Here is a 15,708-nt window from a genome sequence, read left to right on the forward strand (position 1 = left end):
CTGTTTTTACGGGGATGGGCGTGCCGGTTTTTTAGAGCAAATCCCCTAGCGATCCGAACCAGAGTGCGACGATGATTTTCTTGACTATCAAGATCTTAGAGCGAGGAGCGGATTTCACGCTCACCGCTCTAAGGGGGCGGCCGATGACGTCGATCAACCGCCAGCGGTTCCACCGCGACCGACCGGGGTCGGCAAGAAGGGGGCGCGACGATGCGGTCGTCGACGGGGGAGTATTCCCTGGCGCTTGATCATATTCGGGCCTTGGCGGCCTTCCTGGTCTTCGCTTGGCATTTCACCCATGCGCGGGTCCCGGGCTATCCGGTGCCCTTCGAGGCCGCCTTTCCCTGGATCCTGGCGATTTTTGACGAGGGCCACACCGGTGTCGCCCTGTTCATGACTCTCAGCGGTTATTTGTTCGCCAAGATCCTTGATGGCCGGAGCTTCAGCTACCCGACTTTCCTTCTAAACCGGGCCCTCCGGCTACTGCCGTTGTTGGTGCTGGTGATCATCGTCAGCGGCTTCGGGAAATATTGGATCGGCACCGATCTCGACGCCTATTGGAACAATATCCTCTGGGGTCCGCTCTTGCCGACGCTGCCCAACGGCGGCTGGTCGATCACCGTGGAGGCCCATTTTTACCTGCTGTTGCCGCTGCTGCTCTGGCTCTCCGCCCGCTGGCGCTTCGCCCTCCCGCTGCTCCTGGTCGCCACCGTCGGGCTGCGCCTGGGTCTCTATTGCGCAAAAGGCGAGGTCCAATCTTTGGCCTATTGGACGTTGGTGGGGCGCATCGATCAATTCGTTTTGGGAATAGCCGCCGCCCGCTCCCAGGGTTGGCTAACGCGCCATCCCTGGGTGATTGGAGGATTGGTCGCCAGCTTCCTGGCGTTCTACGCGGTCTTTGATGCCGATGGCGGCTTCTATCTGCACCCCTCCTATCCGTCATCAAGTCCGCTGTGGATCATTCTCCCCACCTTTGAAGGCATGGCCTATGCGGCGGCGATCGCCTGGTATGATGGATCGGGCCTCGCCGGTAAGGGCCTCGTGTCAAAGGGGCTGGCCCGCGTTGGCGACTATTCCTATTCCCTCTACCTGTTGCATTTCTTCGTGGTCTTCCGCATGGCGGACTTCATTCATCGCCACATCATGGATATTTCCGATTTTCACCTCGCCCTGCCCTGGGCCGTGGTCTGCTTCGCCTTGATGATCCCCTTGGGCTACCTCAGCTTCCGCTTCATCGAAGCCCCCTTCCTGGCCCTGCGCCGCAGCTATATCGGGCCCCGCCTGGAAAAGGCCTATGGCGCCTCCCCCTCCTGATCCAAGACGGGGAGTCCCCTCCCCGTCATCACCGCAAAAGAAAGGAAAGGGGTCTGACCCCTTTTAAAGAGAGCGGGTATAAGGGGGCCGAAGGAGCTCTTGCCCTTCGGCCTCACAGGCCCCCAAGGCGACGGGCCGTCTTGGACCGCCGTCCGCGGTCGCCCCTTGCTCAGCGCACCAGGGACATGATGTCCTTGAAGCCGTCGTTGTTCTTGTCGGCCAGCCACTCGAACAGCACCATTTCGGTGATCACCGGGACGACGCCGGCGGCGGGGAAGCGGGTCAGGGCGGCGGTCAGGCTTTCGGGGCGGCGTGACGAGCAGGCGTCGCTCACGACGAAGACCTCCCAGCCGGCCGCCCGCAGATCGATGGCGGTCTGGGTCACGCAGACATGGGCCTCGATGCCGCAGATCACCGCCTGCCTGCGCCCCAGGCTCTCCAGGTGTTGGCGTACCAAGGGTTCGGCCGCCGCCGAAAAGTGGGTCTTTTCGATCACCGCGCTGCTCGCGCCGTCGCCCAACTCGCTTAGAATATCGTGCATGGTCGGGCCCAGGCCCTTGGGATACTGCTCGGTCACCACCACGGGCACCCCAAGGCGCCGGGCGCCGCGCACCAGACGCGCCCCGTTGAACAGAACGCCGCGCGGATCGGTCATCACCGGACAGAGGCGTTCCTGGATATCGACGACGATCAGCACGGAACGGGCGGCATCAATCAGCGAAGGGGTGGCAAACGACATCGACACGGTCTCCTGGAGGGGGCTCCCGGGATGGGCTCCCGAGGGGGATCCTGAAACGACAGGGGGAGGGGTCGGCTGCGAAATAATCCCCTTCGCTACCCAAGATCTTGTCGCGAGGCAAGCCATGTCGTTGACAGCCCTGTAATGAAAGATATAGTGCCTTCGCTCAATCGAACGGACGCACGCGTCTGACCCGCCGGGTCCCCCCCTCTCCCGCCTTCCACGCGCGGACTTGGGCGGACGGCCCGGGCCCAGGTCCGATCCGGCCTTCGACTCCCGCCGCCCGGCCCTTGCCCGGGCCGCATCAACCAATAGATCTTCAAAGCGCAGCATGACCTTCGCCGACCTCGGCCTCAGTCCAGAAACCCTCCGGGCCATCGAGGAAGTGGGCTATACAACGCCCACTCCCATTCAGGTTCAGGCAATTCCCTATGTTCAGATGGGGCGCGATGTCTTGGGCATCGCCCAGACCGGAACGGGCAAAACCGCCTCGTTCACGCTGCCGATGATCGACATCCTGGCCAGCGGCAAGGCCAAGGCGCGGATGCCGCGCTCGCTGATCCTCGCCCCGACCCGGGAACTGGCCACCCAGGTTTCCGAAAACTTCACCCTCTATGGCAAGTACCAGAAGCTGTCGATGGCGTTGCTGATCGGCGGCGAGTCGATGAACGAGCAGCAAAAGGTTCTTGATCGCGGCGTCGACGTGCTGATCGCCACCCCCGGGCGGCTGATCGATCTGTTCGAACGCGGATCGATCCTGCTGCGCGACGTCAAGGTGCTGGTGATCGACGAGGCCGACCGCATGCTCGACATGGGGTTCATCCCCGATGTCGAACGCATCGTCGCCCTGCTGCCCAAAATCCGTCAGACGCTGTTCTTCTCGGCGACGATGGACAAGGAAATCCGCCGGCTTGCCGATGCCTTCCTGATGAACCCCAAGGAAGTCCGCATCGAACCCACCCAGAAGGTGGCCGAAACGGTGGAACAGGCCCTGATCATGGTCAAGGCCTCGGAAAAGCGCGAGGCCCTGCGCCAACTTCTGCGGCGCGAGACGGTGACCAACGCCTTCATCTTCTGTAACCGCAAGCGCGATGTCGACGTGCTCTATAAGTCGTTGTCGGGCCACGGCTTCGACATTCTGGCCCTGCATGGCGACATGCCCCAATACGTGCGGACCGAGCGGCTGGAGAAGTTCAAGCGCGCCGAAGTCCAGTTGATGGTCTGTTCGGACGTGGCGGCGCGCGGCATCGACGTGACCGAGGTTTCCCACGTCTTCAATTTCGACGTGCCGACCCACCCCGAGGATTACATCCACCGCATCGGCCGCACCGGCCGGGCCGGCCGCCTCGGCCGCGCCTATACCCTGGCCACCCCTGAGGACGCCAAGTACCTGCGGGCCATCGAAAACCTGTTGGGCAAAACCATTCCGCCCGACCCCCAATTGGAGCTTTCAGACGTGGCCGTGGAGGATGTCGCCCTAGCCGTTGCCGAAGATGATCGCCGGCCCAAGCGTGGTGGCAAGGGCCGCCCCGAACGCGGCGCCCGGCGGTCAGGCCGGGGAAGCGCCGACGCCGAACGCCCCCGTCCGCTCGCCCCCGAGCGCGCGGCCAATGATCAGGCCCCGGTCGAGCGCCCCGCCGTTGAAAAGACCCTGGCCGAACAGCCCGTCGCCGAGCGCCCGCCGGTCGAGCGCGGGCAGGCCGAGCGGACCGCCGAACGCCCCTCCTCCGACCGCACCAATGAGCGTGCGTCCTCCGACCGCAGCAGTGAGCGTGCGTCCTCCGAACGCAACGGCGACGATCGTGGCCGGGGTGGTCGTGGTCGCGATGACCGCTCGGCGGCGCGCGGTCGCCGGCCCCGGCGCTGGGAAGATGATCCCCAGTCCGAAGTCATGGAAATGCGCATCGGCGACGATGTGATCGGCTTTGGCGGCTTTACCCCCGCCTTCCTGCTGGTGCCCTCGGTTCCCTTCAGCGATCCCGACGAGCTCGACCGCGAGGCCCTGGCCGAGGAAGCCCTGGCCGATGCCGGTTTGCTGGTCGAAGCCGAAGAGCCCGAAAACGACTCCGACTTCGTCCCCGCCCCCGGCCTTGCCGCCCGCGAGATCGAGACCGCCCCCAAGGCGCCGGTCGCCGCCGAGAAGCCCGAGCGCGAAAAAGCCGAGCGCGAGAAGCCCAAGCGCAAGCGCGGCGGTCGCCGGACCAAGGGCGCGACCGATGGCGCCGACACCGCCCCGACGGCCGAGACGCTCGCCGCGACGACCGAAGGGACCGATGCGCTCGCCGCAACGAGCGAAGGAACCGATGCGCTCGCCGCAACGACCGAAGGAACCGACGCCGTCGCCGAGCCCCTTTCCGACGATGCGGCGCCGATGGTCGCCGAAGCGCCGGGGGCAGAGCCTGTCGTCGAAGCTCCGACGGTGGCTGAGGCCGCCCCCGAAAAGCCCAAGCGCAAGCGCGCCGCACCGCGCAAAAAGGCCGAAGCGGCGGAAACCGTGACCAACGAGGCCGCAGCAAGCCCCGAGGCCGAGGCGCCCGCCGAAAAGCCCAAGCGCAAGCGCGCCGCCCCGCGCAAAAAGGCCGAAGCGGTGGGGGCCGAGGGTGACGAGACGGTGGCGGTGGTCGCCGAAAAGCCCAAGCGCAAGCGCGCCGCCCCGCGCAAAAAGGCCGAAGCCGCCCAGGCGGACGCCGAGGCCGAGGTCGCCGCGCCGACGGAGCCGCGCGAAGACTAGCGCGATCGGCGTTTCCCGGAGCCGCCCCATGCCCACCATCGCCACGGCCTTGCTTGACGCGTTGAAGGCCCATGGGGCGACCCGGATCTTCGGCATTCCCGGCGATTTCGCCCTGCCGTTCTTCCGGGTGGCCGAACAAAGCGCCCTCTTGCCGCTGTACACCCTGAGCCACGAACCCGGAGTCGGCTTCGCCGCCGACGCCTGCGCCCGCATGGGGCGCGGCCTCGGGGTGGCGGCGGTCACTTACGGCGCCGGGGCCTTGAACATGGTCAATCCGGTGGCCGGGGCTTGGTCGGAGAAATCACCCCTGGTGGTGATTTCCGGCGCCCCCGGCGTCGCCGAATCCGCCGGCGGCCTGCTGCTCCACCATCAGGCCAAAACCCTCGACAGCCAGTGGCGGATCTTTGAAGAGATCACCTGCGCCCGCACCCGCCTTGATGACCCGCTGACCGCCCCCGGGGAAATCGCCCGGGTGTTGCGGGCCTGCCTTGAACACTCCCGCCCCGTCTATATCGAAATCCCCCGCGACATCGTCGATGCGCCCTGCGCCGCCGTGGACCGCCTGCCGCCCACCCCGGTCGATGGCGAAGCGGTCGAAGCCGCCGCCGGCGAGATCATGGCCCGCTTGGCTGCGGCCAGCGCCCCGGCGCTGCTGCTGGGGGTCGAGGTCCGTCGCCACGGCATCGAAGCCGATGTCGCCGAACTGGCCCGCCGCCTGGGCCTGCCCATCGCCACCACCTTCATGGGCCGGGGTCTGTTATCCGAGGAGGGCGCGGCCGGCGGCGCGCCCGACAGCCTGATGGGCACCTATCTGGGGCTGGCCGGCCGCCCCGAGGTGCGCGCCGTCATCGAAGACTCCGATGGCCTGCTGATGCTCGGCGTCATCTTGTCCGACACCAATTTCGGCGTTTCGGGCAAGCGCATCGACCTGCGCCGCGCCATGCTCGCCGCCGACCGTCAGGTCGCCCTGGGCTTTCATACCTATAACGATATCCCGCTGGCCGATCTGGTCGCCGCCCTGCTGCGTCAGGCCGAGGGCTTCGCCCGCCAGGACGCCAAGGCCCTACCCAAGCCGACCGCCCTGCCCCGGGACATGATCGCCGATGGGGCGCCGATCGGCCCGATGGATATCGCCGCGGCCATCAACGATCTATTCTCGGCCCATGGGGTGATGCCGATCGCCTCGGATATGGGCGATTGCCTGTTCACCGCCCTTGATACCACCCATGCGCCGCTGGTCGCCCCGGGCTATTACGCCACCATGGGCTTTGGCGTGCCGGCGGGATTGGGCGTTCAGGCCAGCTGTGGCCGCCGGCCGCTGATCCTGGTCGGCGACGGCGCCTTTCAGATGACCGGTTGGGAGTTGGGCAATTGCGCCCGCTACGGCTGGGACCCGATCGTCATCGTCTTCAACAACGCCAGTTGGGAGATGCTGCGCACCTTCCAACCCGACACCGCCTATAACGATCTGGCCGATTGGCGATTCGCCGATCTGGCCGCCGGCCTGGGCGGCGTTGGTCACCGTTGCCAAACCCGCGCCGATCTGGCCCGGGCCCTGGATCGGGCGGCCCGCGAACCGGGGCGCTTTCACCTGATCGAGGCGGTTCTGGCGCGCGGGGCGATCTCGGACACCCTCCAGCGCTTCGTCACCACGATGAAAGGCCGCCACGCCGCGGCGGCCGATGCCTGAAGCCCCCCGGCACCCGCCCTTCGATCAAGGACGGGCGCCCCTGATACCCGTCGCGTCACGCCTTGACGATGCATTCCACCGGACAGACCGGCACGCATTGGGGCTGATCGTGGAAGCCTTCGCATTCGGTGCATTTGGCGGGATCGATCGTGAAGGTCTGATCGCCCACGGAAATCGCTTCGTTGGGGCACTCCGGCTCGCAGGCGCCGCAGCTGATGCATTCATTGGTGATCTTCAGGGCCATCTTACGCTAACTCCACTGGACAGATTTTTGCGGACCACACGAGCGTCCGATCCCCGACGGGACCGGGTGCGGCCAGGGCGGAGACGGGCAAGGGAGAGGACCGTGGATGGCGTGGCTCTAGCAGGAAAAGCCGTCGCCGGAATTGACTTAAAGCAAGGATCGCGGCCCCGGAGCATCCTTTCGCTCCCCTGCCCCCCCTTTCTTCAGCATTCACGGCCACCGACGGCTGTCAAGGGGGCGACTTGCGCCCTAAGTCCCTGGAAAAAAAGGGGACTTTATAGCCCTGTCACGGGCATTCCGATTGCGGCCGGGCTCTTGGAAAGGCTATAAGCAACCCGTCCGATCCCTTCCCGGGGGTGGGCGGATCGGACATCGTTTCACCCCTTCTCTGAAAGACGGATGATGACGGTTTCGCGCAAGGCGGTATCCTCGGTTTCCATTGCATTGACCGGTTCGGGCGGCGCCGGGGTGATGACCGCCGGCCAGATCCTGCTCGACGCCGCCGCCAGGGCCGGGTTCTACGGGCTGATGGCCAAATCCTTGGGGCCGCAGATCCGCGGCGGCGAATCGGCGGCCCTGCTGCGGCTGTCGACCCGCCCGGTCGAAACCCCCGATGATGTCTATGACATCCTGCTCGCCGTCGATTGGGGCAATGTCGAGCGCTTTTCGGCCGAATTGCCCTTGGCCCCCACCAGCGTCATCCTGGCCGATCCGGCCCAGGGCGTGGTGCCGCCGGTCATGCGCGCCGCCGATCCGATCGTCGTTGATGTCGCCTTGAAAGAACTGGCCGCCGGCGTTCCCGGCGGGCGCGTCAACATGGTCGCCCTTGGCTTGCTGGCCGCCCTCATCGGCCTTCCCCAAGACTCCCTCGCCCAGGTTCTGGCCGAGACCCTGGAAAAGAAGGGCCCGGCCGCGCTCGACTCCAGCCTTGCCGCCTTGCGGGCCGGCGCGGCGGCGGCCGAGGCGATCCCCGGCTGCGTCTGCCTGCCCGCCCCGCCCAGCGCCCCGGCGCGCTGGCTGATCAGCGGCAATGAGGCCTCGGCCTTCGGCGCGCTCAAGGGCGGCATCCGCTTCGTCGCCGCCTATCCGATCACCCCGGCCACCGAAATCCTTGAATGGCTGGCCCCCGAATTGCCCAAGGTCGGCGGCTGTCTGGTCCAGGCCGAGGACGAACTGGCCTCGATCAACATGATCCTCGGCGGATCCTTTGGCGGCGTGCCGGCGCTGACCGCCACCTCGGGCCCGGGTCTGGCGCTGATGACCGAGTCCCTGGGGCTGGGCGTCGCCTCGGAAACCCCGATCGTCGTCTGCAACGTCATGCGCGGCGGGCCGTCGACGGGCATTCCCACCAAATCCGAGCAGGTCGATCTCAACATCGCGCTTTATGGCCTGCATGGCGACGCGCCCCATGTGGTGACCGCCCCCAATGGCATCGGCGATTGCGCCGCCACCACCCAGTGGTCGGTCCATCTGGCCGAGGCCATGCAGGTGCCGGTGATCGTGCTGTCCGATCAGGCGATGGGCCAGTCGCGCGCCATCATCGACAAGCCCGCCACCCGGGCCAGCGTCGCCCAGCGCCTGACCGCGCCGCCGCGCGCCAAAAGCGATGAAACCCCTTACGCCCGCTATGGCGTCACCGCCTCGGGAATCTCGCCGATGGCGGTGCCGGGCACCCCGGGCTGCGCTTATACCGCCGATGGCCTGGAGCACAGCCCGCGCGGCATGCCCTCGACCCAGGCCTCCCACCACGGCGAACAGCTCGACAAGCGCCTGCGCAAGCTGACCGGCTTCGCCTATGGCGACGCCTGGGCCGATATCGAAGGCGACGGTCCGACGGCGCTGATCACCTGGGGATCGGTCACCGCCGCGGCGCGCGAGGCCGCCGCCCGGCTGGCCGAGGACGGCATCGCCGTGCGCCTGATCAGCCTGCGCCTGATCGCCCCCGCCCTGCCCGAGGCCTTCGCCCAGGCCCTGGCCGGCGTGTCGCGCGCCCTGATCGTCGAACAGAACCATGGGCGGCAGTTCTACCGCTATCTGCGCAGCGTCTACGACCTGCCCGCCGACACCATCACCTACAACCGCCCCGGCCCGGTGGTTCTGCGCCCCCACGAAATCGTCAGCGCGGTCAAATCCTGGGGGGCGCGCGTCCACCCGCCCGCAAGCGAACAGACCGGCCAGGGAGAGTGATCATGGATACGCTCGCCAGCAACGAATATGTCGCCCAGGATTACAAATCCGACCTCAAGCCCGTCTGGTGTCCGGGATGCGGGGATTATTCGGTGATCGCCTCGATCACCAAGGCCCTGGCCGAGCTGCAGCTGGTGCCCGAGGAGGTCGCCTTCGTTTCGGGCATCGGCTGTTCCTCGCGCATCCCGGCCTATTCGGCGGTCTATGGCTTCCACGGCGTCCATGGCCGGGCCCTGCCGATCGCCACCGGCCTGAAAATGGCCCGCCAGGATCTGACCGTGCTGGTCGCCGGCGGCGATGGCGATGGCTTCTCGATCGGCGGCAATCATTTCATGCACGCCTGCCGGCGCAATGTTGATCTGACCTATATCGTCATGGACAACAGCGTCTATGGCATGACCAAGGGCCAGGCCTCGCCAACCACCGAGGCCGATTGGGGCGGCTCGAAGCTGACCCCCAACGGCACCGGCCTGCTGCCCTTCCAGCCTTTGGAGATCGCGCTCTCGGCGGGCGCCAGCTTCATCGGCCGGGCCTTTTCCGGTCAGCCCGGCGAGTTGACCCGCCAGATCTGCGAGGGCATCCACCACAAGGGCTTCTCGTTCATCCACGTATTGTCGCCCTGCGTCACCTACCGCCCCGAACAGCGCGCCTATAAGGACCGTGTCCATCAGGAATGGCAGCCCACCGCCGATCGCACGGAGGCCTTTCGCAAACTGCTCGACGACGACGGCTTCTCCACGGGGATCTTGTACAAGGGCACCAAGCCCGCCTTCGTGCCCGAGACCGCCGAGCGGGCGAGCTTCACCGAAATCGAAGCCCAGTTCGCGGTCTAGGGCGCAGCTAAACAATGCCGCGGTGAGGGGAAGATCCCTCATCGCGGAGACTTTGATCTGGCATCCCTGTTTTGGAGCGGCGTAGTGTTCGAGCGACAGTCTTTGTGGGGGGATGGACTTATGAAATCCGTTGAAGATTTTCTGGCCCATGCCGTGGCGCTGGAAGAAGACTCGGCCCTGCGCTTCGACGAACTGGCCGATGCCCTTGATGTCCACAACAATGCCGAGGTCACCGAGATCTTCCGCAAGATGGCCCATTATTCCCGGCTGCATCTGCGCGAAGCCCGCGATCTGGCCGAGGGGCGGACCCTGCCCCATATCCGCCCCTGGGAATTCGAATGGCCCGACGCCGAGGCCCCGGAAACCCCGATGGTCGACGGCACCCATTACCTGATGACGCCCCACCACGCCCTCAAGCTGGCGCTCGACAGCGAAATCCGTGGCCGCGATTTTTATCAGGGCGTCGCCGATAAGACCGAAAACCCCCGAATCCGCGATCTCGCCTTGGAATTCGCCGGCGAGGAAAGCGAGCATGTCGCCCTGCTTGACGAGATGCTGACGCGCTATCCCCGCCCCGAAGCCGATTGGGACGAGGACATGGATCCCCCGGTGGTTGTCGATTAACCACTCTGTCGCGCCTTCCGGGACGCAAACGGCCATGCTATCTGAAGGGACCGCCCCTTGGCTTCCCGGAGGATCTCCAGCATGTCCGTTTCCGTCGCCCTTCCCCTTGATGGTCCCTCGGTGCCACCGGCCGATGGCGGTCCGGCCGGACGACTCGTCGTCTTCCTGCATGGCTACGGCGCGGATGGGACCGATCTGATAAGCTTGGCCCCGATCTTCGCCGAGCATTTCCCCGACGCCGCCTTCCACGCCCCCCATGCCCCTTTTCCCTGCGAGGTCATGGCCGGCGGCCGTCAGTGGTTCAGCCTGGCCGCCGTCCATGATCCGGCGCTGATGACGGGCGATCCGGCCAAGATGGGCGCCGCCTTCGCCGCCCTTGAGCGCGACAGCCGCTCGGTTCTGCCGACCCTCGACGCCACGCTTGACGGCCTGCTCGATCATTACGGCCTGCCCGCCGATCGTCTGGCGCTGGTCGGATTTTCCCAGGGCACGATGATGGCCCTGCTCTGCGCCCCGCGCCGCGCCGAACCGGTCGCCGCCGTCGTCGGCTTTTCGGGCTCGCTGCTCAGCCCGGCCAGCCTGCCCACCGAAACCCGCGCCCGCCCGCCGGTGTTGCTGGTCCATGGCGACGCCGACGACGTGGTGCCGGTCTCGCGCGCCCGTCAGGCCCTGCCGGTGCTCAAGGCCGCCGGGTTCAACGCCTCGCTGATCGAGGTTCCCGGCCTGCCCCACGCCATCGACGACACCGGCCTCGACGCCGCCATCGCCTTGCTCGAACGGATCTGGAACGCCTGACCGACAGGGCTCCCCTCGACCTTGTTCTCCTTCCCCAACACGGCGTATCCTTGATCCTTGGATCCAACCGCCGGGGAAGGCCTGAAAAGACGGGGCCGAGGGAGATGCCGACCGTGGACCCGGAACGCCTGAAAGGCGATACACTGGATCTTGCCAGCATCGGCCGCGACTTCGTCATCGGGCTTAGCCTTATGGTCGTCGTCATGCTGGCGCTGGCGATCCCGACCATCCTTGATCGCCCCCTCCCCGATGCCGTCGTTCTGGCCATCCTGATCCCGGGTCTGGCCCTGGTCCTGCTGTTGATCCGCCGCCAACGCACCCTGTTCAAGGCGATCGACCGATCGGGGCGCCGGCTTGCCGATAGCGAAGCCCGGATCCGCGACTTCGCCCAATCGAGTTCCGACTGGTTCTGGGAAACCGGCCCGACCCTGGCCTATACCTACGCCTCGCCCCGCCTGCTCGACCTGAGCGGCAACGATCCCGCCAAGATCATGGGCCAAAGGCTGAGCGATCTTTGCCCGGATCCGCGCTCGGACGCCGCCGAACGCATCGCCACCCGCCGACCCTTTCGCGATCTGGCGCTGACCGTCGATCTGGGAGACGGCTATCGTCGTCATTTCCGTCTGGCCGGCCGACCGGTGCTCGATGATCGGGGCGTCTTCGCCGGCTATCGGGGCGCCGGCGTCGATGTCACGGGCGAAATCGCCGCCAGCGCCCGCTCCGAGGCCTTGCGCGACCTGATGTTCGACGCCGTCGACAGCATTTCCGAGGGCTTCGTGCTGTTCGACCCGGAAGGCCGGCTGGTGGTGGTCAACGACAGCTACCGTTATGCCTATCCGCAATTGGCCGATCATCTGGTTCCGGGCATCACCTTTGAAGAATTGCTGAAAGTGGCCGCCCGCGGCCGTGACCTGGGCGCCGAGAAAGACCTGCGCGGCTGGATCGACGAGCGCCTGCACCGCCACCGCGAGGGCGGAACGAACGATTGCAAGTTATCGGACGGCCGCTGGTATCGGATCGGCGAGCATGAGACCCGGGGGGGCGGCTTGGTCAAGGTGTTGATGGACATCACCGAGATGAAGACCGGCGCCGATCGTCTGGCCCAGCAAACCGCCCTGTTGCGCACCTTCGTCGATGAAACCCCGGTGGCCGTCGCCATGGTCGATGCCACGTTACGCTATCTGCGGGTCAGCCGGCGCTGGCGGACGGAATTCGGTCTGGAGGACCGCGACATCATCGGCCAACGCCACGACGTAGTCATGCCCTCGCTGCCCGATGATTGGCTCAATGATTACGAACAGGCGCTTTCGGGTGTCGCCATCGAACGCGAGGAGGTCTCGATCGATCTGGGCGGGCGGACCTTGTGGCTGCGCCGCCGCGAATATCCCTGGTTCCTCGAGGACGGCACGGTCGGCGGCTTGATGATGACGGCCGAGAACATCACCGAGCGCAAACAGGCCGAACTGGCCTTGCTGCAATCCCAGAAGATGGAGGCCGTTGGCCAGCTTGCCGGCGGCATCGCCCATGAATTCAATAACATGCTGACCTCGATCGGCGGCTTCGCCCGCATGGCCCAGCGCACGCCCGAGCGCTTGGAGCGCGTCACCATGTGTCTGGCCGAGGTGGTGCGCTCGGCCGATCGCGCCGCCGGGCTGACCAGCCAGCTTTTGAACTTCAGCCGGCGCACCACCGAAGAGGAAACCCTGCGCATTCCGCTGGGCGCCCTGCTTGATGAATTGCGCACCTTCCTGAAGCCGGTGCTGGGCGAACGCATCGCCTTGGACCTGCGCTGCGCCGTCGAGTCCTTGTTTGTTCTCGCCAACCGCGACCGGCTGCATCAGGCCCTGGTCAATCTGTGCATCAACGCCCGCGACGCCATGGCCGAGGGCGGAACCGTCATCATCGAGACCGGACACGGCGTGCCCCCTGAGCGCCTGCGCTGTCGCCACCCCCATCTGGGCGCCGGCCAGCATGCGGTGCTGCGGGTCATCGATTCGGGCTGTGGCATTCCCGAAGAGGATCTGCCCCGCGTCTTCGAGCCCTTCTTCACCACCAAGGCCCAGGGCAAGGGCACCGGTCTTGGCCTGCCGATGGTCTATGCCATGGCCGAACAGGCCAATGGCGCGGTGGAACTCGACTCGATCGTCGGTCGGGGGACGACGGTGACCCTCTATCTGCCCTTGGCCGATGGCGCCGCCGCGGCGCCGACCATCGAAGGGCCGCCGCCCCTCCCGCGTGGCGGGGCGCGCATCCTGTTGGTCGAGGACGAGGACGCCGTGCGCCGCTTCGCCGCCATGGTCCTGGAGGATGGCGGCTACGCCGTGCGGGCGGCGACCAATGGGCGCGAGGCCCTCGACATCTGGGAGGCCGAGGGGGGGCGGTTCGATTTGCTGATCAGCGATCTGGTAATGCCCGAGCTGGGCGGTCTCGCCCTTTATGACCGCCTGCGCGCCCACACCCCTTTGCTGCCGGCCGTGCTGATGTCAGGCTATTCCGACGAAATCCCCTCGGAAGACGCGCGCGAGGGCGAGGGCGCCCGCCGGGTGCTTGCCAAACCGGTCACCCCGGATGCGCTGATCGCCGCCGTCGAGGAGTTGCTGACGCCATGACCCCGCCCCTTTCCGCCTCGACCGATGGAGATCCCGCCACTCCCCCCACCGGCGCCGAGGACGGCCCTGGCGGCGCGCTCTGCGTCGATCTGCGCGACATCGTGCGTCCGCAAAGCCGGCGGATGATCGCCCACCACGCCAGGGAGTTTCTCGACGCGCGCGGCCTTCTGCCCTGTGAGGTGATCTTCAGCCCGCTTCTGCTCGGCGAGGTGCGGCTCTCCCCCCTCTTCGAACCGGCGATGGCCGCCGCCGCCCGGGCCCAGGCCGCCGTTGGCGGGCCAACGGCCGAGGAGCGGCGCCGCGACCTCGGCACCCTTGTCGATTTCCTGGGCGATCAACTCGACGCCGCCGCCTCCCATCTGCCCGCCCTGCCGCTCGACGCCGGGGGCTTCGCCATCCTGACCGATAACTTCGGCCCCACCCCCGATGACCGGGAATGGGTTCTGCTTGGCCTGATGGTCTCGCGCATCCTCGCCCTTCACGCCGACCGCCCGGCCAAGGTGAAAGCCCTGCTCGACCTGACCGTCGGCCAGAACACCGATCATGGCGTCGGCTTTCTCGATCCGTTCCTCGCCGACGGGCTGGCCGATCGGGCCATCCTCGAAGAGATGCTGGGCCTGCCGCCAACACCGATGGACCTGCTGGCCGACCTCGCCCTGCTCTATCGCGGGAGCCAGTCCCAGCCTTCGGGACGTTCGGAAGCCGCCTTGCGATTGTTCCTGCTTTTTTCCCAACACGCCCTGCCGGCCTGCCGCGACAGCCTGACCGAGCATCTGCATGGGGTATTGGCCTCAAGCCAGCCGCTGAGCGAGGAGGAAAGCGCCGGCGAGGACATCACCGAGGCCGACCTGCTTGTCGCCCTGCAAACGATCGCCGACCTGACCAACCAATTGACCATCGACGGCGCGGTGATGGGGGGGCGGCGCACCGCCCAATTGCTCGATGCCCGTATCCTGGAGCTGATCGGCGGCGCCGTGCTGCCCCGGGTGCTTGACAGCAAGCCGTTGATCGATCGCCTGCGCACGCTGTTTAAGGTGCAAAGGCTGAGCGTCGGGCGGACCTCGCGCAAGATTCTGGGTCAGCAGATCGTCGATGTGATCGGCGACCGCGATTTCCCCGGGCGTCTGCGCGACGAGGTCGAAGGCGAGGACCTGCAGCTTCGGGTTCTGGGCGAGATTGCCGCCCTGGTCGACGAGGCGGCCCTAGGCGAGGCCACCCGCCGCCGGCTGATCGAAACCCTTGACGAGGTCCAGTACGGGCTGATCCGTAGCAGCGGCCTGCTTGGCGATCTGCGCCGTGAGCGGTTGCGCGGCATGGCGACCTTCATGCGGGTGCTTGATCTGGCCGCCGATGGCGGCTTCGTTCCCGGACGATGCCTGGACGAGGCCCGCGACCTGTTGATCCGTCACGCCCGCCAACCGGAATTCCTGCGCTCCTGTCTGGCCCATCTGCAAGGCGTCGGCGGCACGGCCGGCATGATCGGCGAGCTTGCCCGGCGCTTGCGCGACGCCGGCATCCCCTTTCGCGATGTCACCCGGGCCAAGGTGCTGGTGGTCGAGGACGAGGAAAGCGCCGCCGCCTATGTGCGCATGGTGCTTGGCGATATGGGCATCGAGGATGTGACCCTGGCCGCGAACGGCCGCGATGCCCTGCAACGCATCGTGGGATGGGAACACGAGATCGATTTGATCATCTGCGACTGGATGATGCCGGTGATGTCGGGTCTGGATTTTCTCAAGCAGATCCGCGCCGTGGCGCCCACCGTGCCGTTCCTGATGGTCACCGCCCTGGCCACGGTCGAGACCGTGCGCACCGCCATGGCCCATGATGTCACGGCCTATATCGCCAAGCCCTTTCCCCCCGAACAACTGGAGGAAAAGGTTCTTGTTTTGTTCAATCGCGGCGGCGAGAGCGATCTTCCCGCCCCGCCGCCGCTCTGAAA

The 15,708-nt window shown here is 66.6% G+C and carries 11 protein-coding genes; 9 read left to right on the top strand and 2 right to left on the bottom strand.

Annotation, left to right across the window (positions count from 1 at the left end):
- Positions 1-210 precede the first annotated feature (210 nt).
- Positions 211-1,314 carry an acyltransferase family protein gene (locus RRU_RS14035; protein ID WP_011390526.1) on the top strand — a complete coding sequence of 368 codons (1,104 nt, stop codon included), beginning with the start codon at positions 211-213 and terminating at the stop codon, positions 1,312-1,314.
- Between the two features lie 169 nt (positions 1,315-1,483).
- Here RRU_RS14035 and RRU_RS14040 read toward each other — a convergent pair whose 3' ends face one another.
- Positions 1,484-2,053: a hydrolase gene (locus RRU_RS14040; protein ID WP_011390527.1), complete on the bottom strand. Its 570-nt coding sequence runs from the start codon at positions 2,051-2,053 to the stop codon at positions 1,484-1,486.
- A 331-nt stretch (positions 2,054-2,384) separates the two neighbouring features.
- Here RRU_RS14040 and RRU_RS14045 point away from each other — a divergent pair, with 331 nt between their 5' ends.
- Both RRU_RS14045 and ipdC read left to right on the top strand, forming a co-directional pair.
- The gene (locus RRU_RS14045; RefSeq protein WP_011390528.1) at positions 2,385-4,784 is read left to right on the top strand and encodes a DEAD/DEAH box helicase; all 2,400 of its coding nucleotides are present in this window, start codon (positions 2,385-2,387) and stop codon (positions 4,782-4,784) included.
- Between the two features lie 28 nt (positions 4,785-4,812).
- Positions 4,813-6,474: an indolepyruvate/phenylpyruvate decarboxylase gene (gene ipdC / locus RRU_RS14050; protein ID WP_011390529.1), complete on the top strand. Its 1,662-nt coding sequence runs from the start codon at positions 4,813-4,815 to the stop codon at positions 6,472-6,474.
- Between the two features lie 55 nt (positions 6,475-6,529).
- Here ipdC and RRU_RS14055 read toward each other — a convergent pair whose 3' ends face one another.
- Positions 6,530-6,718, bottom strand: a complete 189-nt coding sequence (locus tag RRU_RS14055; RefSeq protein ID WP_011390530.1) for a YfhL family 4Fe-4S dicluster ferredoxin — start codon at positions 6,716-6,718, stop codon at positions 6,530-6,532.
- Between the two features lie 399 nt (positions 6,719-7,117).
- Here RRU_RS14055 and RRU_RS14060 point away from each other — a divergent pair, with 399 nt between their 5' ends.
- From RRU_RS14060 to RRU_RS14085, 6 genes are all read left to right on the top strand, one after another.
- Positions 7,118-8,905, top strand: coding sequence for a 2-oxoacid:acceptor oxidoreductase subunit alpha (locus RRU_RS14060; protein ID WP_011390531.1), 1,788 nt, complete (start codon positions 7,118-7,120; stop codon positions 8,903-8,905).
- 2 nt (positions 8,906-8,907) lie between these two features.
- Positions 8,908-9,738: a 2-oxoacid:ferredoxin oxidoreductase subunit beta gene (locus RRU_RS14065; protein ID WP_011390532.1), complete on the top strand. Its 831-nt coding sequence runs from the start codon at positions 8,908-8,910 to the stop codon at positions 9,736-9,738.
- 120 nt (positions 9,739-9,858) lie between these two features.
- Entirely contained in the window at positions 9,859-10,362 is a 504-nt protein-coding gene (locus RRU_RS14070; RefSeq protein ID WP_011390533.1) for a ferritin-like domain-containing protein, read from the top strand.
- Between the two features lie 81 nt (positions 10,363-10,443).
- Positions 10,444-11,157: an alpha/beta hydrolase gene (locus tag RRU_RS14075; RefSeq protein WP_011390534.1), complete on the top strand. Its 714-nt coding sequence runs from the start codon at positions 10,444-10,446 to the stop codon at positions 11,155-11,157.
- A 104-nt stretch (positions 11,158-11,261) separates the two neighbouring features.
- Positions 11,262-13,766 (top strand): ATP-binding protein, encoded by a 2,505-nt coding sequence (locus tag RRU_RS14080; protein WP_011390535.1) that lies wholly within the window; start codon positions 11,262-11,264, stop codon positions 13,764-13,766.
- Positions 13,763-15,706 (top strand): response regulator, encoded by a 1,944-nt coding sequence (locus RRU_RS14085; RefSeq protein ID WP_011390536.1) that lies wholly within the window; start codon positions 13,763-13,765, stop codon positions 15,704-15,706. The genes RRU_RS14080 and RRU_RS14085 overlap by 4 nt, the downstream gene beginning before the upstream one ends.
- Positions 15,707-15,708: the final 2 nt, after the last annotated feature.

The sequence above is a fragment of the Rhodospirillum rubrum ATCC 11170 genome (assembly GCF_000013085.1).
Classification (GTDB): domain Bacteria; phylum Pseudomonadota; class Alphaproteobacteria; order Rhodospirillales; family Rhodospirillaceae; genus Rhodospirillum; species Rhodospirillum rubrum.

Excerpts from the sequence above, each read along its gene's own strand:
- RRU_RS14065 (WP_011390532.1), top strand. The coding sequence starts at position 8,908 with ATGGATACGCTCGCCAGCAACGAATATGTCGCCCAGGATTACAAATCC.
- RRU_RS14045 (WP_011390528.1), top strand. The coding sequence starts at position 2,385 with ATGACCTTCGCCGACCTCGGCCTCAGTCCAGAAACCCTCCGGGCCATC.
- RRU_RS14040 (WP_011390527.1), bottom strand. The coding sequence starts at position 2,053 with ATGTCGTTTGCCACCCCTTCGCTGATTGATGCCGCCCGTTCCGTGCTG.
- RRU_RS14075 (WP_011390534.1), top strand. The coding sequence starts at position 10,444 with ATGTCCGTTTCCGTCGCCCTTCCCCTTGATGGTCCCTCGGTGCCACCG.
- RRU_RS14070 (WP_011390533.1), top strand. The coding sequence starts at position 9,859 with ATGAAATCCGTTGAAGATTTTCTGGCCCATGCCGTGGCGCTGGAAGAA.
- ipdC (WP_011390529.1), top strand. The coding sequence starts at position 4,813 with ATGCCCACCATCGCCACGGCCTTGCTTGACGCGTTGAAGGCCCATGGG.
- RRU_RS14035 (WP_011390526.1), top strand. The coding sequence starts at position 211 with ATGCGGTCGTCGACGGGGGAGTATTCCCTGGCGCTTGATCATATTCGG.
- RRU_RS14055 (WP_011390530.1), bottom strand. The coding sequence starts at position 6,718 with ATGGCCCTGAAGATCACCAATGAATGCATCAGCTGCGGCGCCTGCGAG.
- RRU_RS14085 (WP_011390536.1), top strand. The coding sequence starts at position 13,763 with ATGACCCCGCCCCTTTCCGCCTCGACCGATGGAGATCCCGCCACTCCC.
- RRU_RS14060 (WP_011390531.1), top strand. The coding sequence starts at position 7,118 with ATGATGACGGTTTCGCGCAAGGCGGTATCCTCGGTTTCCATTGCATTG.
- RRU_RS14080 (WP_011390535.1), top strand. The coding sequence starts at position 11,262 with ATGCCGACCGTGGACCCGGAACGCCTGAAAGGCGATACACTGGATCTT.